At 63.9% G+C, this 22,297-nt stretch carries 22 protein-coding genes; 6 read left to right on the top strand and 16 right to left on the bottom strand.

All coding sequences use genetic code 11. The features are described from left to right. The first annotated feature begins 347 nt into the window (after positions 1–347). On the top strand, positions 348–1,025 hold the full coding sequence (locus ACMKFF_RS09095; RefSeq protein ID WP_349134808.1) for a PolC-type DNA polymerase III: 678 nt from the start codon (positions 348–350) through the stop codon (positions 1,023–1,025). Here the strand turns inward: ACMKFF_RS09095 and sigE are convergent. The 10 genes from sigE to ACMKFF_RS09045 form a co-directional block, all read right to left on the bottom strand. Next, positions 1,020–1,721 (bottom strand): RNA polymerase sporulation sigma factor SigE, encoded by a 702-nt coding sequence (gene sigE, locus ACMKFF_RS09090; protein WP_349134809.1) that lies wholly within the window; start codon positions 1,719–1,721, stop codon positions 1,020–1,022. The two genes, ACMKFF_RS09095 and sigE, sit on opposite strands and share 6 nt — an antisense overlap. Continuing rightward, on the bottom strand, positions 1,714–2,550 hold the full coding sequence (locus ACMKFF_RS09085) for a sigma-E processing peptidase SpoIIGA (RefSeq protein WP_419496729.1): 837 nt from the start codon (positions 2,548–2,550) through the stop codon (positions 1,714–1,716). The genes sigE and ACMKFF_RS09085 overlap by 8 nt, the downstream gene beginning before the upstream one ends. A 192-nt stretch (positions 2,551–2,742) precedes the next feature. Beyond that, positions 2,743–3,441: a hypothetical protein gene (locus ACMKFF_RS09080; protein WP_419496728.1), complete on the bottom strand. Its 699-nt coding sequence runs from the start codon at positions 3,439–3,441 to the stop codon at positions 2,743–2,745. A gap of 18 nt (positions 3,442–3,459) precedes the next feature. Continuing rightward, on the bottom strand, positions 3,460–4,002 hold the full coding sequence (locus ACMKFF_RS09075; protein WP_419496727.1) for a 5-formyltetrahydrofolate cyclo-ligase: 543 nt from the start codon (positions 4,000–4,002) through the stop codon (positions 3,460–3,462). Next, complete coding sequence (locus tag ACMKFF_RS09070; RefSeq protein WP_419496726.1) at positions 3,992–4,921, bottom strand: nucleoside hydrolase; 930 nt, start codon at positions 4,919–4,921, stop codon at positions 3,992–3,994. Before ACMKFF_RS09070 ends, ACMKFF_RS09075 begins: the two co-directional genes overlap by 11 nt. Continuing rightward, on the bottom strand, positions 4,914–5,828 hold the full coding sequence (locus tag ACMKFF_RS09065; RefSeq protein ID WP_419496725.1) for a nucleoside hydrolase: 915 nt from the start codon (positions 5,826–5,828) through the stop codon (positions 4,914–4,916). Before ACMKFF_RS09065 ends, ACMKFF_RS09070 begins: the two co-directional genes overlap by 8 nt. Then, positions 5,825–6,772 (bottom strand): ABC transporter permease, encoded by a 948-nt coding sequence (locus ACMKFF_RS09060; protein WP_418464133.1) that lies wholly within the window; start codon positions 6,770–6,772, stop codon positions 5,825–5,827. The genes ACMKFF_RS09065 and ACMKFF_RS09060 overlap by 4 nt, the downstream gene beginning before the upstream one ends. After that, positions 6,765–7,829 (bottom strand): ABC transporter permease, encoded by a 1,065-nt coding sequence (locus ACMKFF_RS09055; RefSeq protein WP_349134816.1) that lies wholly within the window; start codon positions 7,827–7,829, stop codon positions 6,765–6,767. The genes ACMKFF_RS09060 and ACMKFF_RS09055 overlap by 8 nt, the downstream gene beginning before the upstream one ends. Beyond that, on the bottom strand, positions 7,826–9,361 hold the full coding sequence (locus ACMKFF_RS09050; RefSeq protein WP_419496724.1) for an ABC transporter ATP-binding protein: 1,536 nt from the start codon (positions 9,359–9,361) through the stop codon (positions 7,826–7,828). Before ACMKFF_RS09050 ends, ACMKFF_RS09055 begins: the two co-directional genes overlap by 4 nt. A gap of 129 nt (positions 9,362–9,490) precedes the next feature. After that, positions 9,491–10,498 (bottom strand): BMP family lipoprotein, encoded by a 1,008-nt coding sequence (locus tag ACMKFF_RS09045; protein ID WP_418468477.1) that lies wholly within the window; start codon positions 10,496–10,498, stop codon positions 9,491–9,493. 262 nt (positions 10,499–10,760) lie between these two features. Here ACMKFF_RS09045 and ACMKFF_RS09040 point away from each other — a divergent pair, with 262 nt between their 5' ends. Genes ACMKFF_RS09040 through dapD form a run of 3 tightly spaced genes read left to right on the top strand, consistent with a single transcriptional unit; the run spans position 10,761 to position 12,642 of the window. Beyond that, positions 10,761–11,498 carry an AAA family ATPase gene (locus ACMKFF_RS09040; protein WP_349134819.1) on the top strand — a complete coding sequence of 246 codons (738 nt, stop codon included), beginning with the start codon at positions 10,761–10,763 and terminating at the stop codon, positions 11,496–11,498. Between the two features lie 15 nt (positions 11,499–11,513). Further along, entirely contained in the window at positions 11,514–11,930 is a 417-nt protein-coding gene (locus ACMKFF_RS09035) for a methylglyoxal synthase (protein ID WP_349134820.1), read from the top strand. A 13-nt stretch (positions 11,931–11,943) separates the two neighbouring features. Continuing rightward, complete coding sequence (gene dapD, locus ACMKFF_RS09030; protein WP_349134821.1) at positions 11,944–12,642, top strand: 2,3,4,5-tetrahydropyridine-2,6-dicarboxylate N-acetyltransferase; 699 nt, start codon at positions 11,944–11,946, stop codon at positions 12,640–12,642. A gap of 601 nt (positions 12,643–13,243) precedes the next feature. Here the strand turns inward: dapD and mtaB are convergent. After that, positions 13,244–14,542, bottom strand: coding sequence for a tRNA (N(6)-L-threonylcarbamoyladenosine(37)-C(2))-methylthiotransferase MtaB (gene mtaB, locus ACMKFF_RS09025; protein ID WP_419496723.1), 1,299 nt, complete (start codon positions 14,540–14,542; stop codon positions 13,244–13,246). Between the two features lie 335 nt (positions 14,543–14,877). Between mtaB and ACMKFF_RS09020 the strand changes: the two genes are divergently transcribed. Next, positions 14,878–15,102, top strand: coding sequence for a hypothetical protein (locus tag ACMKFF_RS09020; protein ID WP_419496722.1), 225 nt, complete (start codon positions 14,878–14,880; stop codon positions 15,100–15,102). Positions 15,103–15,673: 571 nt separating this feature from the next. Here the strand turns inward: ACMKFF_RS09020 and malQ are convergent. The 5 genes from malQ to ACMKFF_RS08995 all read right to left on the bottom strand — a co-directional run bounded on the left by malQ (position 15,674) and on the right by ACMKFF_RS08995 (position 21,616). Beyond that, a complete protein-coding gene (gene malQ / locus ACMKFF_RS09015; RefSeq protein ID WP_417325165.1) occupies positions 15,674–17,149 on the bottom strand; it encodes a 4-alpha-glucanotransferase in 1,476 nt (491 codons plus the stop codon). Further along, positions 17,146–18,168: a LacI family DNA-binding transcriptional regulator gene (locus ACMKFF_RS09010; protein WP_419496721.1), complete on the bottom strand. Its 1,023-nt coding sequence runs from the start codon at positions 18,166–18,168 to the stop codon at positions 17,146–17,148. The genes malQ and ACMKFF_RS09010 overlap by 4 nt, the downstream gene beginning before the upstream one ends. A gap of 5 nt (positions 18,169–18,173) precedes the next feature. Continuing rightward, entirely contained in the window at positions 18,174–19,034 is an 861-nt protein-coding gene (locus ACMKFF_RS09005; protein ID WP_419496720.1) for a carbohydrate ABC transporter permease, read from the bottom strand. Next, entirely contained in the window at positions 19,034–19,897 is an 864-nt protein-coding gene (locus ACMKFF_RS09000; RefSeq protein WP_417325202.1) for a carbohydrate ABC transporter permease, read from the bottom strand. Before ACMKFF_RS09000 ends, ACMKFF_RS09005 begins: the two co-directional genes overlap by 1 nt. Positions 19,898–20,326: 429 nt before the next feature. Further along, entirely contained in the window at positions 20,327–21,616 is a 1,290-nt protein-coding gene (locus tag ACMKFF_RS08995; protein ID WP_419496719.1) for an ABC transporter substrate-binding protein, read from the bottom strand. A gap of 269 nt (positions 21,617–21,885) precedes the next feature. Between ACMKFF_RS08995 and ACMKFF_RS08990 the strand changes: the two genes are divergently transcribed. Beyond that, entirely contained in the window at positions 21,886–22,290 is a 405-nt protein-coding gene (locus tag ACMKFF_RS08990) for a Fur family transcriptional regulator (protein WP_349134735.1), read from the top strand. Positions 22,291–22,297: the final 7 nt, after the last annotated feature.

The raw sequence follows: 22,297 nt of genomic DNA, 5'->3' as shown, positions 1-22,297 counted from the left end.
ACCTCAATTTGGAACAAAATCCCTCGCTGACCGCTCTTGCAATTGAATCAGAGGTTCCTTAGGGCATCTCCGCACCATTGCAGCTTCGGCCTCGCCGGATCTTTTTTGCCGGTCCATCGGTTCGGAAAACTTGACGTATTGCGCAGCCGTTGGCGGCTTTGCCGCCTTACGGATGCGGCATGCCCCTTGCGGGTACACAAAGTACGCCTGCGCTTTCCGAATCTCGGCTCGACCAAAAATCTCTCGGCGAATGCTCTTGCCGGATGATGCGGCGCTGCCCGGTCTCTCTCCGCAAAATAATCCCCCGGAACTTGCCGGGATGACTTTTTCACCCATGGAGGCAAACGATGTCTGATCCTCTGCAGTCGTTGTTCTCGCGCTGTGACTCCGTCCTCGTTTTCGACACGGAAACGAGCGGCCTGAGCTGGCAGCGCGATGAGATCATTGAATTTTCCGCCATTCGCCTGACCGCCTCCGGCACGGAGGAGGTCGATGAGTTCGTCCGCTGTACGCGCAGCCTGCCGCCGCGCATCGTGGAGCTGACGGGCATCACGGACGACCTGCTCCGCGAGGAGGGCATCGGCAAGCAGGCCTTTGCCGAGCTGCTGGCCGCGCTCCTGACGCCCGGCACGATGCTCGCGGCTTATAACGCCCAGTTCGATCTGCTGTTCCTCTATGCCTTCCTGCAGAAATACGGCGACGCCCGCCTGCTGCAGGACAAGCAGAAGCTCGACCTGCTCACGGTCTACCGCGACCGCCGCGCCTATCCGCACCGCCTGTGCAACGCCATCGAGCAGTATGACCTGCAGGACCGCGTGACGAATTCGCACCGCGCCATCGACGATGTGCGCGCCACGGTCGAGGTCCTGCGCGCCATGGGGACGGAGCGGGACGACCTGGAGCGCTATGTCGACCTGTTCGGCTATTCCTCCAAATACGGCATCTCCGGCCCGCGCATCTCGTCCGTGCGCTATCTGCCGCAGGGCTATGAGCCGAAGGCTGCGCCGCTCTACGCCGGGCTATGAGACCTGCCGCAGCAGGTCGCGCCGCAGGCGCTGCATGATGCGCTTCTCCAGCCGCGAGATATACGACTGCGAGATGCCCAGCAGGTCCGCGACTTCCTTCTGCGTCTTTTCCGGCCGCCCGCCCAGCCCGAAGCGCAGGCTCACGATACGCCGCTCCCGCTCCGGCAGCCGCGCAAGGGCCTCGCGCAGCAGCTGCTGCTCGGCGTCCTCCTCCATGGGCCGCATGACGATGTCGCCGTCCGTCCCGAGCACGTCGGACAGCAGCAGCTCGTTGCCGTCCCAGTCCGTGTTGATCGGCTCGTCGAGCGAGACCTCGGCCTTCTGGCCCGCGATCTTGCGGATGTGCATGAGGATCTCATTCTCGATGCAGCGCGAGGCATAGGTCGCCAGCTTGATGTTCCGGTCCGATTTGAACGTGCCGACGGCCTTGATGAGGCCGATGGTCCCGATGGAGATCAGGTCCTCGATGTTCACGCCGGTGTTCTCGAACCGGCGCGCGATATAGACCACGAGCCGCAGATTGCGCTCGATCAGCCGGGCCCGCGCGGCCTCGTCGCCAGCGGCGGCCTGCTGCAGGAGGGTCTGCTCCTCCTGCGCGGCAAGCGGCGGCGGGAGAATGTCGCTGCCGCCGATGTACATGAGCTTTGCGGGCTGCCGCAGGAGGCGCTGCAGCCAGTCCGTGAGAAATTCAAGCATCGCATTTCCCTCCTGTCAGGGCCTCGTAGCCGCCGCCGTCCGAAACGGGCGTCGGGGAGAAGGCGACGAGGCCGTTTTTTTGCACCCTTTTTCCGATCCGGACCTCCTCGCACGGCAGGGCGAGCAGCAGGCCGCTGCCCGTTCCGACGGCGCGGAAGGGGATGAGGCGCGGGTGGAGCCGCTGCAGGCGCAGCACCAGAGCGGCGGGCGTGGCAAAATCCGCGGCGCGCAGGCCGTCGTGCGGCAGGAGCCGCGCGGCGCAGCGCCAGTCCGCCACGAGCACGGCCTCGCCCGTCACGGGGTCGCAGAGCGTGTTGCCGCTGTCGCGCAGCGCGCTGAGGAACACCCGCCGCCCGCCGAGCGTCAGCCGCACGGGCACGACGCTGTCCGGCGCGTGGCTCAGCCGGGGCAGCAGCAGACGTGTCGCGGCATAGACCCCGCCCGCCGTCAGCACGAGCGACGAGAACGTCACGGGGTACCACAGCGCGCCGGGGCGCACGCGGCCGTGCTTCAGCAGCTCCAGCCCGTATACCGCGCCGCACAGCGCCAGCGTCACCCCGCCGAACACCGCCGCGAGCCGCAGCGTCTCCCGCCGCAGGCCGAAGGCCACGGCCAGCAGTGCCGCCGTCATGGCCAGCTTGCCCGCCCAGCCTGCCAGAAGCCCGCATCCCGGCAGATACACCGCCACGGCGTAGGCCGCGCCGAGTGCCGCAGCCGCCGCAATGCGCCGGGGCCGGACCGCCGCCGCCCCGAGCCGGGCCGCCGCGCGCAGCAGCAGCCAGTTCACCGCAAAGTTCAGCGCGAACACGCTGTCCAGATAGACCGTCATGGCCGCACCCCCTTGTCCGTGGACAAAGTATACGCGCAGGGCGCAAAAAAACAGGTCGCAATCCCGGCGTGGGGTCGCGGCCTGTTTTGTCTGCTTTCCCGGAAAAGAACGGGCGCTTCGCGCCGTTCGGCGGCGTGCGGTCAGGTTTTGCTGGCGGACGCGGCAGGGATTTGCCTGACCGCGTCGAACGGTTTATCGGAAGCCAAACGGATCTGCCACGGCGCTGCCCCACAGCGGGGCGGCCGTGCGCCACATGGCGCGGGCGTGGATGCGGTCGTGCCACAGAAAGCGGCGCAGGAGCTTGCGCAGCGTCCAGCGCTCGCCGTCCGGCGCGGTGCAGACCTTCCCGGTCAGAAGCTCCTCGCGATCCTCGATCTCGGCCAGCGCCTGCAGACGGTTGGCGTAGAGGTCGGGCATGTTCTCGAACGGAATGCCGAAGGCGGCCATGTAATAGGCCGTCGTGCTGTTCGTGTGGTCATACATCTCGCGCGGCGTGCGCGGCACGGGGCCGTAGAAGCTCGTGCGCGGGGCGCGGGGCGAGATATCCGGGTTCGGGATGCTCTCGAACAGCGTGCAGAAGTCGCGCGCGGATTTCAGCACCAGCAGCTTGGCCGCGGCGTAGTCCGCCTCGGTCATCGGGGCGCAGTCGGCCTCGAGCAGCAGGTCGGAATCGGCGTCCTCGGTGTGCAGGCTGCTTTCGATGGGCGCGCCCGGCGTGACGGTGATGTCCCCGGCAGGCTCTCCGGCCCAGCGGAGGAACCGCCGCACGTCGCCCGGCAGCTTGGCCAGCGCTTCGTTTTCCGTCGCGCCGCGCGCAAAGGCGCCGGGGCACTGCGCCGCCCAGATGAGCCAGCCCTTTCCGTTGGTTTCACAGATGGCATCGATATGCATGCGATTCCCTCCTTGTGGCTATACGGGCGCGGAGAGCACAGCGTCCACGGGGATGTCGTGCGCCTCCGTCTCCAGTCGCGGCAGCAGCTGGAAGGCGTAGCACAGTGCAATGGTCGGGTGCGGCTCAGCGGCGAGGAAGCGGTCATAGAAGCCGCCGCCATAGCCCAGCCGGTGGCCCTGCGGGTCAAAGGCCAGACCCGGCATGAGCACCAGAGCCGCCGGATCGTCGGCCTCCGGGCCGTCGTCGACCGGCTCCGGAATGCCAAAGGCGCCGGGTGCGATGCGCGACGGGTCGTCCAGCCACAAAAAGCGCATTTCCGTTTCCCCGAATACCTTCGGCACGGCCACGCGCTTGCCGAGCGCCTGCGCCTGCCGGATGAGCGGCAGCGTGCGCACCTCCTGATTGTAGCTCAGGTAGGCATAGAGCGACCGGGCCGCCCGGAACAGCGGGTGGGCCAGCAGCTGCGCCGTCAGATCGGCCGAGGCGGCCTCGATCTGCGCCGGGCTCAGGGCGCGCTTCTGCGCGGCGATCTCCCGCCGCAGGGCGCGTTTATCCAGCATAGCTGCTCAGTGCCTCCGTGATGTGCGCGGCAAAGCCCGCACGGTCCACCCCGAGCACCACGAAGACATTGCGCTCCGGGAATTTCGCGTCCGAGTCCAGATCGGTCACAGTCTTGGCATAGGTGACCGTGCCGCGCGTCTCCACATGCACGCCCGCCTGCCGCCCGGTGAACAGCTCCGGGTGTGTCAGGTACAGCACGGGGCAGACGTCGTGCAGGCACAGGCCGCCTGCGCCGCGGGCCATGTTTTTCTGCATGGGCCCGGCCGTCGCCGCGCGGGCAAAGCGCCCGACGGGGGTGTCCGGCAGGGCGGCGAACTCCTCGGGGGAGAACCAGGCCTGCTCCGTGACGTCCAGCCCGCACATTATGATGGGGATACCGGACGAAAATACGATCTCCGCCGCGTCCGGGTCGGCGTGGATGTTGAATTCCGAGCAGGGCGTGCGGTTGCCGCCCACGGCCGCGCCGCCCATGAGGGCGATGCCGCGCAGCAGGGACCGCAGGGCCGGGTGGGCCGTCAGCGCGATGGCCGCGTTCGTCAGCGGGCCGGTCGCCACGAGCGTCAGCTCGCCGGGCATACGCGCCGCCGCCTCATACAGGGCGTCCCATGCGGGCGTCTGCTCCGGGGCGCGGCGCGGGGCGGGGAGCACGGCTCCGCCGAGGCCGTCGGCCCCGTGGAAGCTGCTGGCGTCCTCGCGCTCACGGCGCAGCGGGCCGGGAGCGCCGGGGTAAACGGGGTAGTCCGCGCCCATAAGGCCGCAGATCTTCAGGGTATTTTCCGTCGTGTGGTCGAGTGTGACGTTGCCCGCCACGGTGCTCAGCCCGACGATCTCCAGCCCGGGCTGGCGGTGGGCCGTCAGCAGGGCGATGGCGTCGTCCACGCCGGTGTCGCAGTCAAACCAGATCCGATGTTCAGCCATAGGTACGCACCGCCTCCGTCAGAAGTTCCGCGAAGCCCTCGCGGTCGATGCCCGTGATGACGCGGGCGTTCGGCGCAGTGCGCCGGTCACCGACGGTTGCGCCGCGGCAGAACGCGCCCTGCGTCTCCACCGTGACGTGCCAGTCCTCAAAGTGCAGAAGGTCAGGCCGCAGCAGGGCGCACACGGCCACGGCGTCGTGCACGGGCGCTCCGGCGTAGCCCTTTGTGCGGTGGAAGGCAAAGAAGAAGTCCAGCCAGCCCGCGACGGTCTCCGCCACGGGGTTGCCGACGGCGCGGATGCGCGCAAAGTCCTCGGGATAGAGCAGGGCCTGCTCCGTGACATCCAGCCCGGCCATGGTGATGGGCAGGCCGGAGCGGAACACGACGTCCGCCGCCTCGGGGTCTGCGAGAATGTTGAACTCGGCCGCGGGCGTCCAGTTGCCGTGGGCAAGGCCGCCGCCCATCAGGCTGATGCCCGCGATGTTCGCCTTCAGCTCCGGATGGGCCAGCAGCAGGGCGGCGACGTTCGTCAGGGGGGCCGTGGCCACGATGGTCAGCGGCTCCGCGCTTTCGCGCAGCAGGCGGGCCATCTGCTCCGGCGCGCGCTCGGGTGCGGCCTCGCGGTCCGGCTCCGGCAGGGCGGGGCCGTCCAGCCCGCTCACGCCGTGCACGCTCGGGGCGGTGAGCGCCTCGGACAGCAGCGGCCGGGCAAGGCCCATGGCCACCGGCGCCCGGATGCCGAGCAGCGTGCAGATGTGCAGGGCGTTGCGCGTTGTTTTTTCAATGGTCTGGTTCCCGGCGACGGAGCTGACGCCGCGGATGTCGAGACCGGTCGCGGCCAGCATCCAGGCAATGGCGTCGTCATGGCCGGGGTCTCCGTCCAGCAGGACGGGAATGCGATGGTTCATGCGGATTTTCCTTTCTGTGCAAGCGCCGAGCGTGCGCGGTGCTTTTTGCGCTGCTGCGCCCGCACGACGACGTAGACCATCATCACAACGGTGATGACATAGGGGATGAGATTCGTAAGGTCCGCGCTCAGGTATTCCTGCAGGCGCAGGCCAATGGCGTCAAAGAAGCCGAACATCAGCGCGGCGAGATAGGCCTTCGGTGGGTTGGCCGCGCCGAAAATGACACAGGCAAAGGCAATGTAGCCGCGGTTGTTGCTCATGTTCTCGGCAAACGTGCCCTGCAGCTGGCCGAGCGACAGGTGCGCGCCTGCGAGCGCGCAGAACACGCCGCACAGGATGCTTGCCAGCCACTTGAGCTTCGCGGGGTCGATGCCGGCCGTGCGCAGCGTCTCGGGCTTTTCGCCGGAGGCCCGCAGCCAGAAGCCGTAGGGCGTCTTATAGAGGAACAGCCACAGCAGCAGCACGAACAGCAGCGTCAGATAGACGAACAGCGAGTTGCCGCTGAGAATTTTGCCGAGGAAGGGAATGCTCTCGATGCCCGGCAGGCGCAGGCTGGGCAGGAAGGGGTTGCCCTTCGTGCCGCTCGCGCCGAAAATGGAGCGCGACAGGAAGCCCGTCAGGCCGAGTGCGAACGTGTTGAGCGCGCAGCCGATGATGAATTCATCGGAGCGGAGCTTCACGACGAACAGTGCGAAGAACAGGCCGACGAGAAGGCCGACGCCGACGGCCAGCGCCACACCGGCTGCCGCCGAGGCGAACAGCCAGCTGCCGAGCACACCGAAGAACGCGCCCATCAGGATCATGCCGTCCATGCCGATGTTCATGATCCCGGCGTGCTCCGTCAGCGAGCCGCCGAGGGCGGCCAGCGCCACGGGCGTGGCGCTGCGGAGCATCTGCTGGAACGTTCCGGCGGAGAAAATGCTCTTCAGAATGGATTCAAGCATGCTTTTCCGCCTCCTTTCCCTTTCTGACGCGGTTCTGCAGCGCGCCGAACAGGCCGCTCTCTGCAGCCATGAGGAAGATGACGACCGTTTGGATGATGAGATAGATCTGGTTCGGCACACCGGCGGCCAGCTCCATGCCCTGCGCGCCGATCTTCAGCGCGGCAAAGAACAGGGACAGGAACACGACGGCCAGCGGCTGGTAGCGGGCGATCATGGCAACCATGAGGCCCTCAAAATAATAGTCGCGGCTGATGCTGTCGCGGAACAGATGCTCCGCACCGTACACGCGGAACATGCCGACCAGGCCGCACAGCGCGCCGGAAAGCAGCATGCACACGAGCACAAGGCGGTCGGTGCGGATGCCGATGAAGCGCGCAAAGCGTTCGTTCTGGCCCGTGAGCTTCATCTCATAGCCGCGCGATGTCTTCTGCATGACATACCAGATGACGAGCGCAAGGACGGCTGCGGCCAGAATGGCCGTTGAGAGGTTCGAGCCGCCGATGAGGCCGCCGAACCAGTAGCGGGCGTTCAGCTGCTCCGTCGCTGCGACCATGTTCTTGTTCGCGTTCTTCCACGGCCCCTTGGCGAGGTACTGGCAGAAGCTGGCGGCGACGGTGTTGAGCATGATGGTCGTGATGACCTCGTTGACCTTGACTTTGACCTTCAGCACGCCGGGGATGAGGGCGTAAAGCCCGCCGGCGGCCATGGCGGCCAGCGCAGCCAGCGGCAGCACAAGCCACGGCGTCAGGCCGTCGAGCCACACGCCGACCTGACAGGCGACGATGGCGCCGAGCAAGAGCTGGCCCTCGCCGCCGACGTTGAAGATGCCGACGCGCGCGCCGAGCACGCAGGCCAGACCGCACAGGCAAAGCACCATGGCATATTCCAGCAGATCGCCGATGTGGCGGGCACTGGAGAACGCGCCGTTCAGCATGGCAAGGTAGGCCTTGCCGGGCGAGAAGCCCGCAATGGCAAGGATGACCGCGCCGATGACGAACGCGAGTACCACGCTCAGCAGCAGCGAGATGAGATAGCCGGGATCGATCCGTTTTTTCATGCCTGCGCCTCCTCCCGGCGTCCGCCGGTCATGCAATAGCCGATCTCCTCGCGGGAGATCTCCGCGGCGGAGAATTCGCCCGTGATCCTACCCTCATACATCGTGATGACGCGGTCGGACAGGCGGAACACCTCGTCCAGATCGGCCGAGCACAGCAGGATGGCACAGCCCTCGTTGCGCTTTTCGAGGATGCGGGCGTGGATGAACTCGATCGCGCCCACGTCGACGCCGCGCGTCGGCTGCGCGATGAGCAGCACCGGCGCATCGAACGAGAATTCGCGCGCGATGACGACCTTCTGCATGTTGCCGCCGGACATGGACCCGGCTTTGGCATCGACGCCTGCGCCGCGGATGTCGAATTTTTCATACAGCTCCGAGGCATAGCGCTCGATGCTGCTCGTGCGCTGGCAGAAGGCAAAGCCGCTGAAGCGCGGCTCGCGTTGCTTGCCCGCCAGCAGGTTCTCCGTCACGCTCGCCTCGGCGCTCAGGCCGGTGGCAAGACGGTCCTCCGGCACATGGGCGAGGCCCGCGGCGCGAATCTCGCCGGGCGTTTTGCCGGTGACGTCCTGTTCGTGCACGAAAATCTTTCCGTGCTCGACGGGGCGCATGCCTGCAATGGCCTCGAGCAGCTCGCTCTGGCCGTTTCCTTCGATGGCGGCGATGCCGAGGATCTCGCCCGCACGCACGGACAGCGACAGGCCGTCCACCGCCGTCAGGCCGCGGTTATCCTGCACGGTCAGGTTTTCCACGCGAATTTCCTCCGCGCCGGGCGTGCCGGTCTTTTCCAGCTGGTCATAGAGCACGGGGCGGCCGACCATCATGGAGGCCAGCATGCGCTCATTGACGTTTTTCGTCTCCTCCACGCCGACGAGTTTTCCCTTGCGCATCACGCCGACGCGGTCGGAGATGGCCATGACCTCATAGAGCTTGTGCGTGATAAGGATGACGGTCATACCGCGCTCACGAACGATGCGCCGGATGACGGAGAACAGCTCGTCCGTCTCCTGCGGGGTGAGCACGGCGGTCGGCTCGTCGAGGATCAGGATTTCCGCGCCGCGGTACAGCGTTTTCAGAATTTCCACGCGCTGCTGCAGGCCGACGCCCGTCTCGGCGACGACGGCGTTCGGGTCGACCGTCAGGCCGTATTCCGCCACAAGGCGGCGCGTTTCGCGCTCGGCCGCGCGCTGGTCGCAGAACAGGCCGAACCGGCGCGGCTCACGGCTCATGACGATGTTCTGCGCCACGGTAAACGACGGCACGAGCATAAAGTGCTGGTGCACCATGCCGACGCCGTGGTCGATGGCGTTGCGCGGGCTGAAGCGGCTGACCTCCTCGCCGCGGATGGAGACGCTGCCGCCCGTCGGGGTGTGGATGCCGTAGAGGATGTTCATCAGCGTCGATTTCCCCGCGCCGTTTTCGCCGACAAGGGCGAAGACCTCACCCTTTCGGATGTCCAGCGAGACGTCGTCATTCGCCAGAACGCCGGGGAACGCCATGCTGACATGGCGGAACTGCACGGCGATGTCGTTCAAATCGGGTTCCCCCTTTCTCCCGGCAGCAGCCGGGATCATGTAACAAAGGCGTGGCGCAGCGCCACGCCGGGAGTTGATATTCAGATTATATTGTAGGGGAGGGGCATGCCCCTCCCGGACAATTCTGCATCAGCGGGTCGTTTCGACGGTGATCTCGCCGGAGACGATCTTCTTCGACAGCTCTTCCACGGCGGTCTTCACGTCGTCGGGCACCTGCTGTGCCGCGCCGTCCTCGCCGTAGCCAATGCCGACATAGCCGTTGCTCATATCGGCGACCCACGTCGTGCCCCACAGGGAGCTGTCGCCGTCCAGCAGGCGCTTCACGGCGTCATAGATGGAGCTGCCGACTTCCTTCTTCATGGAGCAGATGATGGTGTCGGGGTCGATGTACTTCTGGTCGCTGTCCACGCCGATGGCGTAGAAGCCGTTCTCCTTCGCGGCCTCAAACACACCGTCGCCCGTGGCGGAGGCGATCTGGAAAATGACGTCCGCGCCCTGATCGTGCAGGGCCAGCGCGCATTCCTTGCCCTTCGCGGGGTCGTCATAGGTGCCTGCGTAGTTCTTCACGACGTTCACGGCCTTGCCGTTCTCCGTGCCGTAGTACTCCGCGCCCTGCGTGTAGCCGACGATGAAGTCGTTGATGGTGTCGCTGTCCTCGCCGCCGACGGCGCCGACCGTGCCGCTCTCGGACATGGCGGCCGCGATGTAGCCTGCGAGGAACGAGCCCTCATTCTGGGCGTAGGTGATGTTCAGCACGTTGGCGACCGGCTCGCTCGTGGCGTTGTCGATCCAGATGAACTTCACGTTCGGATATTCCGGCGCGATGGTCTCGACATCATAGAATTCCCAGCCGACGCACACGACGACGTCTGCCTGATCGGCGGCGTTCTTCATCTGCGTTGCGTGGTTTTCATTGTTGCACTCGATGGTGCTGACCTGCACGCCGAAGTCCTTGGCCAGACGGTCGGTGCCTTCCTTTGACGAGTCATAGAACGAACGGTCGCCGAACGTACCGGCCACGACGAGCGCGAGCTTCAGGTCGGAGGAGGAGTCCCCCTTGTCTTCCGTCTTGCCGCAGGCGGCAAAGACACACGTCAGCAGAGCCACTGCCAGAATGCATGCGAGGATCTTTTTCATAAATAGCCTCTCCGTTTCAAACAAAAATTTGTCGGTTTTACCCGACGGTGTGCTTTCATTATAATGTTTTTTTTCGCGCCGCGCAAGTGGGCACGGCAAATATCGCCCGGAATTTCTTACGCGCGGGCAAAAAACCGGATGCCATGCCGGAAAATAGAGCGATGCGTATGGAAAAACATGATTGCGGCAAAAATCTTTGTTGAAATTGTGCTGAGAATCGGCTATACTACAGGAAGAAAACTCCAAAGGAGGCGGCATGCACATGGGTGTAACGGTTTCCGTCATTTCCGGCAAGGGCGGCACGGGAAAAACGACGCTCTGCGCCGGGATCGCGGCCTGTCTTGCCGCCGAGGGCAAGCGCGTCCTGTGCATCGATGCCGACATCGGCCTGCGGAATCTCGACATCGCGCTCGGCATGGCCGAGCAGCCCGCTGTCGCGTTCACGGACGTGACGCAGGGCTTCTGCAAGCTGTCCGACGCCGCGGAGCATCCGGCCCTGCCGGGCCTGTTCCTGCTGACGGCCCCGGTGCGCGAGCAGGACGCCCTTGTGGAGCAGCAGCGCTTCGGTGCGTTGCTGCGCGAGGCCCGCGAGGCCTTCGACTGGGTCCTGATCGACGCGGCCGCCGGGATCGGCACGAGCTTCCGCCTTGCCACGCAGTTTGCCGACCGCTGCATCGTCGCCGCCACGCCGGATCCCGCCTCCCTGCGGGACGCCGCCTGCGCGGCAGACGCCCTCGCGCTCGAGGGGCACGAGCTGCTGCAGCTCGTGGTCAACCGCGTGCAGCCGCGCCTGTTTTCGCGCATGAACCTGACGGTGGACGACATGATGGACCAGACCGGCCTGCCGCTGCTCGGCCTTGTGCCGGAGGACCCGGCCGTCGTGCTTTCTGCCGCAGCGGGCAAGGCACTGATCCTGAATTCCTCCGGCGGTGCCGCTGAGGCCTGCCTGCGCATCTCCCGCCGCCTGCGCGGTGAGCCAATGCCCTTGATGCGATTTTGAAGATGAGGTGATCTTATGAATATTACGCTGATGGCGCATGACAAGAAAAAGGAACTGATGGTCCAGTTCTGTACGGCTTATAAGAGCGTGCTGAGCAAGCACAACCTCTCCGCCACGGCCACAACGGGCCGCCTTGTCGCGGAGGCGACCGGCCTGCCCGTGACGCTGTATCTTTCCCACAATCAGGGCGGTCACCAGCAGGTCGACGCCCGGATCGCCTATAACGAGATCGATCTGGTGCTGCTGTTCACCGATCCGAATAACAGCGACCCCTGGGAGGATCAGCAGGTCGTGCAGACGCTGCACCTGTGCGACGCGCACAATGTGCCCATGGCCACGAACCTCGCCACGGCGGAGATGCTCATCCTCGGCCTGCAGCGCGGTGACCTGGACTGGCGCGAGATGATCCGCCGCAAGCGCTCTGTCCGCTGAAAGGAGCAGCTTTATGGAAGCAACGGAACTCATTGAACTCATCCGCACGTCGGAGAAGAAGACGCCCGTCCGCGTGGTGCTGCAGGCCAATGCGCCCTGCGAGTTCCCCGGCGCGGAGGTTTTTTCCGGCGGGAACGGCCTGCATATCCTCTACGGCGACTGGAAAACGCTCGGTCCGCAGCTTACGGCGCAGGCCGCGCACATCGACCGCCTGCATGTGGAAAACGGCGCCTGCAACTCCGCCATCCCCATGCTGGACCTCAAGGGCCTGCATGCGCGCGTCGAGCCGGGCGCCATCATCCGCGAGGGCGCGGAGATCGGCGCGAACGCCGTCGTTATGATGGGCGCGATCCTGAATCTTGGTGCCGTCGTCGGCGAGGGCAGCATGATCGACATGGGCGCTGTGCTCGGCGGCCGTGCCACTGTGGGTAAAAACTGCCATATCGGCGCGGGAGCCGTGCTGGCGGGCGTCATCGAGCCGCCCAGCGCCACGCCGGTCATCGTGGAGGATGGCGTGCTCGTCGGCGCGAATGCCGTCGTGCTCGAGGGCGTCCATATCGGAAAAAATGCCGTCGTCGCGGCCGGAGCCGTCGTCACGGAGGACGTGCCGGAGAATGCCGTCGTGGCGGGCGCGCCCGCCCGCGTGCTGAAGCAGCGCGACGAAAGGACGAATTCCAAGACCGCCTTCGTCGATGCCCTCCGCGAGCTGTAAGAGAATACAAAAACGTCCCCGGATGCGCCGCATCCGGGGATAATTATTTGGAAATGAAAAATGAGGGGAGCGGCATGCGGACTGACAAGTTGCAGGCGGCTTCGCCGACCGCACCCGCCAGTGTAGGGGAGCGGCATGCCGCTCCCGGCGCAATGCTGCCGATGCGAACAGGCTGGCGTTAAAATGGCACTGGCTCCCGAATTGTCATTGCGAGGAGGCGAAGCCGACGTGGCAATCTCGGGAAGGCACTTGCAGCTCGTACAGACTGTCGTTAAAATGGTACGCACCGATTGCGTCTGTAGCGGCGCTCAGCGAGCGCCTTGTACAGGGCAATTCAACCGCGTGAGGGCACTGGTGCACCGCTGTACCACCCTGACGTGTCATCGCGAGGAGCGAAGCGACGTGGCAATCTCGCAGTACCGGAGTGGATAATAGGAAAGCCCCGGCGAAAACGTAACTGCCTTCCCGAGATTGCCACGGCCCCTTTGGGGCCTCGCAATGACAATTTGGGGCCAATTCCATTTTAACGATGCCTTGTGCCAGTCGGCAGCGCCGCGCCGGGCAGGGCTGTCCCCGACCCTACAACACATATTTGGCAGCCTTACAAAATCTCCCCCCGCAGGCCCTCTTCCTGCAGGCCCTCGATGCGGACGCGGCGGACGGTATTATGCAGGTCCTCGCCGCGGGCATAGACCTTCATGCCGTTCGGGGCGTGGCCGGTGAACCAGCCGTCCTCGACCTGCTCAAAGAGCACGTCCTGCTCCGTGCCGCACATGGCGGTCAGAAATTCGCGGTGCAGCTCGGCGGCGGCGGCGACGGCCCTGGCGGAGCGGTCGGCCTTCTCCGCGCGGGAGAGCTGGCCCGGCATGGAGGCGGCGGGCGTTCCGGCGCGGCGGGAATAGGGGAAGACGTGGACCATGGCAAGGCCGCAGGTGCGGGCAAAGGCGAGGGATTCGGCGAATTCCTCCTCCGTCTCGCCGGGGAAGCCGACGATCAGGTCTGTCGTGACGGCGCAGCCGGGGAACCACTGCTGCAGCAGGCGGACGCTCTGCAGATAGCGCGCCGTGTCATAGTGGCGGTGCATGCGGCGCAGCACGCCGTCGCTGCCGCTCTGCAGGCTCAGGTGGAACTGCGGGCAGAAATTCGGGCACGCGGCAAGGCGGCGGCAGAAGTCCTCGTCCACCACGCGCGGCTCGAGCGAGCCAAGGCGCACGCGCAGCTGCGGCACGGCCCGGCAGACGGATTCGACCAGATCGGCAAACGTGCTGCCGTCCTTGAGATCGCGGCCCCACGATGCGACCTCGATGCCTGTGAGCACGACCTCGCGGTAGCCCTCGAGCGCGCGCGCCTGCTCCACGGCCTGCGCCAGCGGCAGCGAGCGCACCGGCCCGCGGGCGTAGGGGATGATGCAGTAGGTGCAGAAGTTGCAGCAGCCGTCCTGCACCTTGAGCATGGCGCGGGTGCGCGTGCCGAGGCTCCCGGCCGGGAGCGACTCAAAGGCGCGGCGGCGCATGGCGTCGTCCAGCAGGACCTGCTGCCCGGCGTTTTGCCCGGCCTTTTTCTGCCGCACGGCGTCCAGCACGAGCTGGACAAAGGCCTCGCGTCCGCCGCTGCCGGACACGACGTCCACGCCGAGAGCCTCGACCTCCCCGGCGCTGACCTGTGCATAGCAGCCGCACACGCCGATGACGGCCTGCGGGTGCTCGCGGCGCAGGCGGCGGATGAGGGTGCGGTTCTTGCGGTCGGCGACCGCCGTCACGGTGCAGGTGTTGATGAGATAGGCGTCGCAGTCGTCGGCATCCGTGCCGCTGACGTGGCCAAGGGCCAGAAGCTGCTGCTCCATGGCCTGCGTTTCATATTGATTGACCTTGCAGCCAAGCGTATAACATTGAAATTTCATCGAGTTTCTCCAAAAAATCTTTGAGGGTCCCAAAAAAGATTGAACAAAACGTGCATTGTGCTTTTGCCCGTTTTTGCGGTATAATAATCACGATCATTATAGTGGAAAAAACAGGATTTGTACAGTCTCAGACTGTCAAAAAACTGCCAAGCCGAAAGTTTCGGAGGGAAAAAGAGGAAACCGTCAGGGTGTCCTCTCGCGTTCGATAAGCTGCCGCAGCGACAGAATTGCAAAATCTGCCAAAATTGATTCTGTAATTCTGAGGAAGCAGCTTGGCGGAAAAGCCCGAAAGGACTTTTTTGACAAGCTGACAGTCTTTCTTTGGGAGGAAGCACATGATCGTTCGATTTGCATCCGTGAGCGACGTGAGAGAATTTGTCGGACTGGCCACGCTGCAGCCCTATGCCATTGACGTGGTAGATGGCGAGCATGTTGTCAGCGCAAAGAACTTTATGGAGCTGTTTACGATTAATTTTACCCATCCTCTGCAGGTGCAGATCGCAGACAGCCGGAACGAGGCCCAGTTTGCCAAAGCTGCCGCGCGCTTTGTCGTCGGCTGAATCAAAATGCAGGCGCCCCCATCCGATCGGATGGGGGTGTTTTTTGCTATATTGGGGGAAGAGAAGTGAAGCAAGTGGAGAGGGAAAAGCCGTGCGAGGCTGTCTGTTGGGCGTTGTAGGGGGCGGCGTCCTCGACGCCCCGTGGGGCACCGGCGGGAGGTACGGGCCGGCATTAAAATGGCAAAGACCAAAGGTTTGTCATTGCGAGGAGGCCAAAGGCCGACGTGGCGCCCTGAGCGCGAAGCGCGAGGAAGTGCCCTTGGGGTGCAATCTCGGGAAGGCAGTTACGTTTTCGCCGGGGCTTTCCTGTTATCCACCCCGGTACTGCGAGATTGCCGCGTCGCTTCGCTCCTCGCAATGACAATTCGGGGGCCAGTACCATTTTATCGGCAACCTGTACCAACTGTCAGTTCAGCGCCGGGAGGGGCATGCCCCTCCCCTACAACGCGCGACTGGAAACTTCGCGTAACTTTACACTATCCACTTTCCATTTTCCACTTGCACCATGCTGCACCGACAACGACCGCCCTCATCCGGATCGGAGGGGGCGGTCATTTTCTGTATATTTGCCTTACAGGCGCTCGTACATCGTGTTCATGCGGCGCAGGCGGTGGGCCAGCTCCGCCGTGAGCAGGCCGGGCTGCAGCCGCCAGCTCCAGTTGCGGTCGCTGAGCGTGCCGGGCGTGTTCATGCGGGCCTCCGCGCCGAGGCCGAGATAGTCCTGCAGCTGGGCGATGAACGTGTCAGCCACGCTGGCAAGGCCGCTGCGCAGGATGCCCCACGCGTAGCCCTCCTGCTCCGTCAGGCCGAGGTATTCCGCGGCATAGGCGCGCGCGGTCTCCGACGTCTGAGCCAGCCACTGGGCAAGCGTTTCATTGTCGTGCGTGCCGCTGTAGCAGATGCAGTTGCGGATATAGCGGTGGGGGAGATAGTTGCTCGGCTCGCGGGAGTCGAAGGCGAATTCCAGCACCTTCATGCCGGGCCAGCCGGAGTCCTTCTGCAGCCGGATGACGTCGTCCGTCAGGAAGCCGAGATCCTCCGCGATGAGGCGCAGGTCCGGGAAGCGCTCCTGCATAGCGCGGACGAAGTCGTGGCCAGGTCCCTTGACCCACTTGCCGCCGCGGGCGGTCTTGTCGCCGTAGGGGATGGCCCAGTAGCTCTCCAGCCCGCGGAAGTGGTCGATGCGAATGACGTCGAACAGCCGCGCGGCCGCTGCGATGCGCTCCTTCCACCAGGCGTAATCCGTCTGGCGCATACGCTCCCAGTCATAGAGCGGGTTGCCCCACAGCTGGCCGTCGGCCGAGAAATAGTCGGGCGGGCAGCCTGCCACGCCGGTCGGCAGCCCGGTCTCGTCCAGCTGGAACAGGGACGGGTTCGCCCACACGTCGCAGGAGTCATAGGGCACATAGATCGGCAGATCGCCGATGATCTCCAGCCCGAGCGCGTGCACATAGCTGCGCAGCGCGTCCCACTGGCCGAAGAAGAGATATTGCAGATAGATAAAGAAGTGCACGTCGTCGCCGAGCCGGACGGCATAGGTCTCGGCCGCACCCGGACGGCGCAGGCGGATCTCCTCCGGCCACGTCTCCCACGAGCGCATGTCCTGGCTGCGCTTGAGCGCCATATACAGGGCATAGTCCTCAACCCACGGGTTCGCATTGCGGAATTCGCGCACGGCGTCCGCGTCGCGCTCCCAGCCGCGCAGGAAGGCGCGGTAGAGCAGGTCGAAGCGCACGCTGTACTGGAAGCCGTAGTCCACGCGCGCGCTGTGCGCCTCCCAGTCGACGGCGTCGATCTCCTCCTGCGTCAGGAGGCCGTCCTCCCGCAGCAGATCGAGGTCAATGAAATAGGGGTTGCCCGCGTGCGTGCTGAAGCTCTGATAGGGGCTGTCACCGTAGCTCGTCGGGCCGATGGGGAGAAGCTGCCAGTAGTGCTGCCCGGCCGCCTTCAGAAAGTCGGCGAAGTCATAGGCCGCCTGGCCAAGCGTGCCGATCCCATAGGGGGAGGGCAGCGAGGAGATGTGCATCAGAATTCCACTGGTTCTCATGAGTTTGTTCCGTCCTTCCGGGGTGGGTGTGAGGTACTTTCGCGGACCGCCAGCGTGAAGGGGACGGTCTCGTGGCGTGCGACGGCACCGCGCTCGAGCGTGCCGAGCAGCAGGGCCACGCCGCGGTCGACCAGCAGGCTGGCCTGCTGGCGGATGGTGGTGAGCTTGGGCGTGTAGAACTCGCCAAGCTCCAGGCCATCGAAGCCGATGACCGAAATATCCTCGGGGATGCGCAGACCGCGGTCGTGCAGCGCGCGCATGGCGCCGATGGCCATCACGTCCGACATGGCGAAAATGGCCGTCAGTCCCGGCTGCTCCAGAAGCCGCAGGGCGGCGTCGTAGCCGTCCTGAAAGGCATAGCGCGCCGTGGCGCAGCATTCGTCCGGCAGTGTCAGCCCGCAGCGCTCCAGCGCGAGCAGGCAGCCCTCATAGCGCAGCCGCGACGGGCCGGAGCAGCTCAGGTCGCCCGCGATGACGCCGATGCGCCGGTGGCCGCTTTCCAGCAGGTATTCCATGGCGCATTCCGCCGCCTCCACGTCGTCCGTGGTCACGGAGGAGAGATTGTCGAAGCCGAGGCGGGAGGCGTCGGTCGTCAGCACGACGGACGGCAGCGTGATCTCGCCGAAGCTTTTGGCGTACATCCGCCGGTCGCCGCCGAGAAACAGCAGCCCGGCGGGCTTTTTCTCGCGGCTCAGGTGCAGAGCGCGCTCGACGGGGTCCTCGTTTTCGTCGACGTAGTCCACGGTCAGCGGGTAGCGGTCCGTGGGGAGCGTCTGCTGGATGCGTTCGATCATCTGGGCAAACAGCTCGTTCGACGTGCCGGTCACCACGGCGACGATGCCGCTGCTGTGGATCTGCTTGAGGTACTTCGCGTTGGTATTGAGCTGATATCCGCGTTCCTGCGCCAGCGCCAGAATGGCGCTGCGTGCCTGCTCGCTGACATTCGGCAGGCCGTTCAGGGCGCGGGAGACCGTGCCGACGGAGTAGCCGGACAGGCGGGCAAGGTCTTTGATCGTCATATGGGTTATCCTTTGACGGCGCCGGCTGCGACGCCCTTGATGATATATTTCTGGCAGAACAGATAGACGATAATGATCGGCACGATGCTGAACATCATGACGGCCATCGTTGCGCCGAGGTCGGCCGTGCCATAGCTGCCCTGCAGATACTGCACATGGATGGGAATGGTCTTGTATTCGTTGATGTCGAGCACGAGGGAGGGCAGGAGGTAGTCGTTCCACACCCACATGACCTCGAGAATGCCGACGGAGATGAGCGTCGGGCGCAGCATGGGCAGGACGACGCTGAAGAACGTGCGGATCGGGCCGCAGCCGTCGATAACGGCGGCCTCCTCGATCTCGAGCGGCAGGCTCTTGACGAAGCCGGAGAACATGAACACGGCGAGGCCCGCGCCGAAGCCGAGGTAGATGACGGGGATGGTCCACGGCGTGTTGAGATAGAGGTCATTCGCTACGGAGACGAGCGGGAACATGACCATCTGGAACGGCACGATCATCGAGAACACGCAGCCCAGATAGAACAGGCGGGAGAACCGCCCGCCGACGCGGGAGATGAACCATGCGGCCATGGACGTGCACAGCAGGATGAGCGTGACGGACAGTATGGTGATGACGATGCTGTACAGCAGGGACTTGAGGAACGGATAGTTGCCGAACGTCATGCCCTTGACATAGTTGCTCGTGCCTGCAAACGTGTCGGCATTCGGCAGGGCGAAGGTGTCGGTGTTGATGGCGCTGTGCGTCTTGAACGAGTTGATGAGCACCTCGACGATGGGCATGACATAGAGAATGCACACGAGCGAGAACAGCACGGTCAGCACAATGCCGCCGATGTCGTGCTTTTTCTTACGGAGCGGTTTCTGCATCACTGCTGCACCTCCTTCGTGCGGGTCGCGCGGAGCTGAAGCAGGGCCAGCGCCGCCACAAGGATGAAGAATATCACGGCCTCGGCCTGCGCAACGCCCTTCCAGCTGTTGCCGATGCCGTTCGTCTTGAAGATGTGCAGGGCCAGCATTTCCGTCTTATAGATGTTCGTGCCGGGAATCTGCGGCGAGCCGTTCGTCAGAGCAAGGTTCTGATCGAAGAGCTTGAAGGAGTTTGTCAGCGTCAGGAACACGCAGATCGTGATGGACGGCATGACATTCGGAATGGTCACATGCCACAGCGTCTGCCAGCGGCCCGCACCGTCGATCTTCGCGGCCTCCAGCATGTCGTCCGGGATGGCCTGCAGGCCCGCAATGTAGATGATCATCATATAGCCGATCTGCTGCCACGCCACAAGGATGACCAGACCCCAGAAGCCGTAGGTCGCATTCGTGAGGAGGGGCTGCAGCGAGGCCGAGCGGAGGAAGGCGTCAAAAATGAGCTTCCAGATGTAGCCCAGCACGATGCCGCCGATGAGGTTCGGCATGAAGAACACCGTGCGGAAGATATTCGAGCCGCGCAGCTTCTGCGTCAGTGCGTAGGCCAGCGCAAAGGCGCATATATTAATGATAAGAATGGATACGACGGCATAGGCGGCCGTGAAGCCGAAGGCACGCCGGAAGCCCTCGTCCGCAAAGGCGCGGAAGTAGTTGGAAAAGCCTGCCCAGTGATAATCGACCGGCGAGGTGAATTCGCAGAACGAGCGGTACAGGCCCAGCAGGAACGGATACAGGAACCCGATGCAGAAGGCCAGCGCCGTCGGCAGCAGAAACAGCGGCCAGCAGCGCCGGATCGGGCGGCGGATCAGCTCACTGTTCAGCGCCTCGCGGCTGCGGGGCTGACGGTTTCGTTTTTTCATAAAGGACCCTCCCCTGAATCGATTGCATATACGCTTGTCAGAGAAGCTCTTTTGCCCGGAAGCTATTATACAACAAAAATTTCGGGAAGAAAAGAGCTGCTCTGACAAACGCCGGAGGGCGGCGGCCAGCCGCCCTCCGAGACTGTCGATAATCTGCCCAGCCGAAAGCTTCGGAGGGAAGAAAAGTGTGAAAGGAAACCGTCAGGGTGTCCTTTCGCGTTCGATCACCCGCCGCAGCGGCCAAAATTGCAAAATAGAACTGCAAGATCATTTTGCAATTTTGCCACCCGGCCTGACGGAAAATCCCGCAGGGACTTTTTCGACAGGCCGGGAGGGCGGCGGCCCGCCGCCCTCCGCAGGTTTGATGGATTTGGATTAGCCTTCCTGCAGCTGATACTGCGTTGCCCAGCCGTCGACGAAAGCGGTCTCGACGCCGCTCCAGTCGCCGGAGCCGGTGCTGTAGGCCAGCAGCGCGTCCACGACGCCCTGACGCCAGCTTTCCACGTTCGGGGTGTAGTTGAAGGCCCAGGTCACGGTGTAGTTGCCCTCGGACATCAGGTGGTTGGCATTGTTGAAGAACACGTTCGCGCTCTCCTTGGCCTTCTTGAAGGGGATGGGGCCAAACTGCTCGGCCATCATCTTCGTGCCCTCGTCAGAGGTAACGACCCACTTCATGAAGTCGAGGGTGGCCTTCTGGTCTTCCTCGGAGGCCTTGGCGTTCACGGCCCAGCAGTTCTCGGTGCCGCAGGCCAGACCGGCCTTCTCTTCGCCCTCAACGCCGCAGTAGATGGGGATCATGGCCAGCTTCGCCGGATCCATGGAGAAGCCCATGGCGGAAGCGTCGGTCAGGTTGGAGTATTCCCACGTGCCGTTCTGGAAGAACACGGCCTTGCCGTTTGCAAACTCCGCGCGGGACTCGTCGCCGGTCTTGGCGGCCAGCTCGGAGGGAGCGCAGGTGGCGTTGTTCATGTACAGATCCCAGACGTTCTTGTAGTTGGCAAGATACTTGCCGGTGATCGTGGCGGGCTGCTCGGTCACGTTGTCGTCGCGGAACTCATAGTACAGCGGCATGTTGGCCAGATGGCCGGAGAAGCGCCAGGAAGAGGAGGAATCCAGACCGGCGGAGGAGAAGGCGGCAAAGCCCAGCTCGTCCTTGTGGGCGGTGATGTCCTCGGCAACAGCCTTCAGGCTGGCGAAGTCCTTGATCTCGTCGAGAGAGTGGCCTGCCTTTTCCAGCAGCTCGGTATTGACGATGATGCCGAAGGCCTCGTAGCAGTAGCCTGCGCAGTAGGTCTTGCCGTCCTCACCCTTGAGGTTGAAGTCGGACGTGGTCATCTCGTTCAGGAACTCCGTGCCGTCGAGCGCGAGGCAGTAGTCCTTCCAGGTGTCCAGAGCCGTCTCATTGCCGCACTGGAACAGCGTGGGGGCGTCCTTCTTGGCCATTTCGGCGGTCAGCGTGGTCTCATAGGTGCCGCTGGCGGCGGTGACGACCTTGACGGTAACGCCGGTCTTTTCGGTGTAGGTCTTGGCAAGTGCCTGCCATGCACTGTCTGCTTCCGGCTTGAAGTTCAGGAAATAGACAGAGCCTTTGTCGCTGCTCTTGCAGCCGGCGAACAGGCCGACGGCGAGGATCAGCACGAGGGTCAGAGCGATGATCTTTTTCATGATGTTGCCTCCCAATTAATTTTCCGGTGAATTGGAAACGTTTCCAATTTCCTCATGCACACAGTATAGACCGCTGTTTTGCAGAATGCAATCTTTATTTTGGACAAAATGAAAAGTTTTCACAAAATGAACAAATTGACTGCTTAATAATTGTGCAAAAAACCAATAGCCGGGAGAGAAATTTTTTGAAATTCCCTCTTGACGACGGCAGAGGAATATGCTATTATAATAACGCAAACGATAATCATTATTATTTAGGAGCGGATGCGATGGCAATGCAGAAAAAGAGCAGGAAGCGCGATGCGATTCTGGCCTGCGTCTGCAGCACGGATACGCATCCCACCGCCGAATGGGTCTACACGCAGCTCAAGCCGGATATCCCGGATCTCTCCCTCGGAACGGTCTACCGCAATCTGGCCATGTTCCGGCGCGAGGGCATCATCGGGTCCGCCGGTGTCGTCAATGGGCTCGAGCGTTATGACCGCAACCCCCTTCCCCACGCGCATTTCGTGTGCACGCAGTGCAGCGCCGTCTATGACCTGCCGGACATCGAGCCGCCGGTCGAGCTGATGCGCCGCGTGACCTGCGGGTGCCCGAGCACCTGCGAGCTGATGTTTACCGGTGTCTGCAACGACTGCATTTCCCCGGATGCAGGGTCTAAAATTACGATCTAAAACAACA

It is taken from the genome of Faecousia sp., assembly GCF_048519415.1.
In the GTDB taxonomy this organism is placed as follows: domain Bacteria; phylum Bacillota; class Clostridia; order Oscillospirales; family Oscillospiraceae; genus JAZOXB01.
Note: the sequence above shows the minus strand (reverse complement) of the source record. Positions and strands in the feature narration are given on the sequence as shown.

Coding starts and splice junctions, on each gene's coding strand:
- ACMKFF_RS08995 (WP_419496719.1), bottom strand. CDS start 21,616: ATGAAAAAGATCATCGCTCTGACCCTCGTGCTGATCCTCGCCGTCGGC.
- ACMKFF_RS09045 (WP_418468477.1), bottom strand. CDS start 10,498: ATGAAAAAGATCCTCGCATGCATTCTGGCAGTGGCTCTGCTGACGTGT.
- ACMKFF_RS09020 (WP_419496722.1), top strand. CDS start 14,878: ATGATCGTTCGATTTGCATCCGTGAGCGACGTGAGAGAATTTGTCGGA.
- sigE (WP_349134809.1), bottom strand. CDS start 1,721: ATGCTTGAATTTCTCACGGACTGGCTGCAGCGCCTCCTGCGGCAGCCC.
- malQ (WP_417325165.1), bottom strand. CDS start 17,149: ATGAGAACCAGTGGAATTCTGATGCACATCTCCTCGCTGCCCTCCCCC.
- ACMKFF_RS09075 (WP_419496727.1), bottom strand. CDS start 4,002: ATGCTGGATAAACGCGCCCTGCGGCGGGAGATCGCCGCGCAGAAGCGC.
- ACMKFF_RS09040 (WP_349134819.1), top strand. CDS start 10,761: ATGGGTGTAACGGTTTCCGTCATTTCCGGCAAGGGCGGCACGGGAAAA.
- ACMKFF_RS09095 (WP_349134808.1), top strand. CDS start 348: ATGTCTGATCCTCTGCAGTCGTTGTTCTCGCGCTGTGACTCCGTCCTC.
- ACMKFF_RS09065 (WP_419496725.1), bottom strand. CDS start 5,828: ATGAACCATCGCATTCCCGTCCTGCTGGACGGAGACCCCGGCCATGAC.
- dapD (WP_349134821.1), top strand. CDS start 11,944: ATGGAAGCAACGGAACTCATTGAACTCATCCGCACGTCGGAGAAGAAG.
- mtaB (WP_419496723.1), bottom strand. CDS start 14,542: ATGAAATTTCAATGTTATACGCTTGGCTGCAAGGTCAATCAATATGAA.
- ACMKFF_RS09010 (WP_419496721.1), bottom strand. CDS start 18,168: ATGACGATCAAAGACCTTGCCCGCCTGTCCGGCTACTCCGTCGGCACG.
- ACMKFF_RS09005 (WP_419496720.1), bottom strand. CDS start 19,034: ATGCAGAAACCGCTCCGTAAGAAAAAGCACGACATCGGCGGCATTGTG.
- ACMKFF_RS09035 (WP_349134820.1), top strand. CDS start 11,514: ATGAATATTACGCTGATGGCGCATGACAAGAAAAAGGAACTGATGGTC.
- ACMKFF_RS08990 (WP_349134735.1), top strand. CDS start 21,886: ATGGCAATGCAGAAAAAGAGCAGGAAGCGCGATGCGATTCTGGCCTGC.
- ACMKFF_RS09085 (WP_419496729.1), bottom strand. CDS start 2,550: ATGACGGTCTATCTGGACAGCGTGTTCGCGCTGAACTTTGCGGTGAAC.
- ACMKFF_RS09070 (WP_419496726.1), bottom strand. CDS start 4,921: ATGGCTGAACATCGGATCTGGTTTGACTGCGACACCGGCGTGGACGAC.
- ACMKFF_RS09055 (WP_349134816.1), bottom strand. CDS start 7,829: ATGAAAAAACGGATCGATCCCGGCTATCTCATCTCGCTGCTGCTGAGC.
- ACMKFF_RS09060 (WP_418464133.1), bottom strand. CDS start 6,772: ATGCTTGAATCCATTCTGAAGAGCATTTTCTCCGCCGGAACGTTCCAG.
- ACMKFF_RS09080 (WP_419496728.1), bottom strand. CDS start 3,441: ATGCATATCGATGCCATCTGTGAAACCAACGGAAAGGGCTGGCTCATC.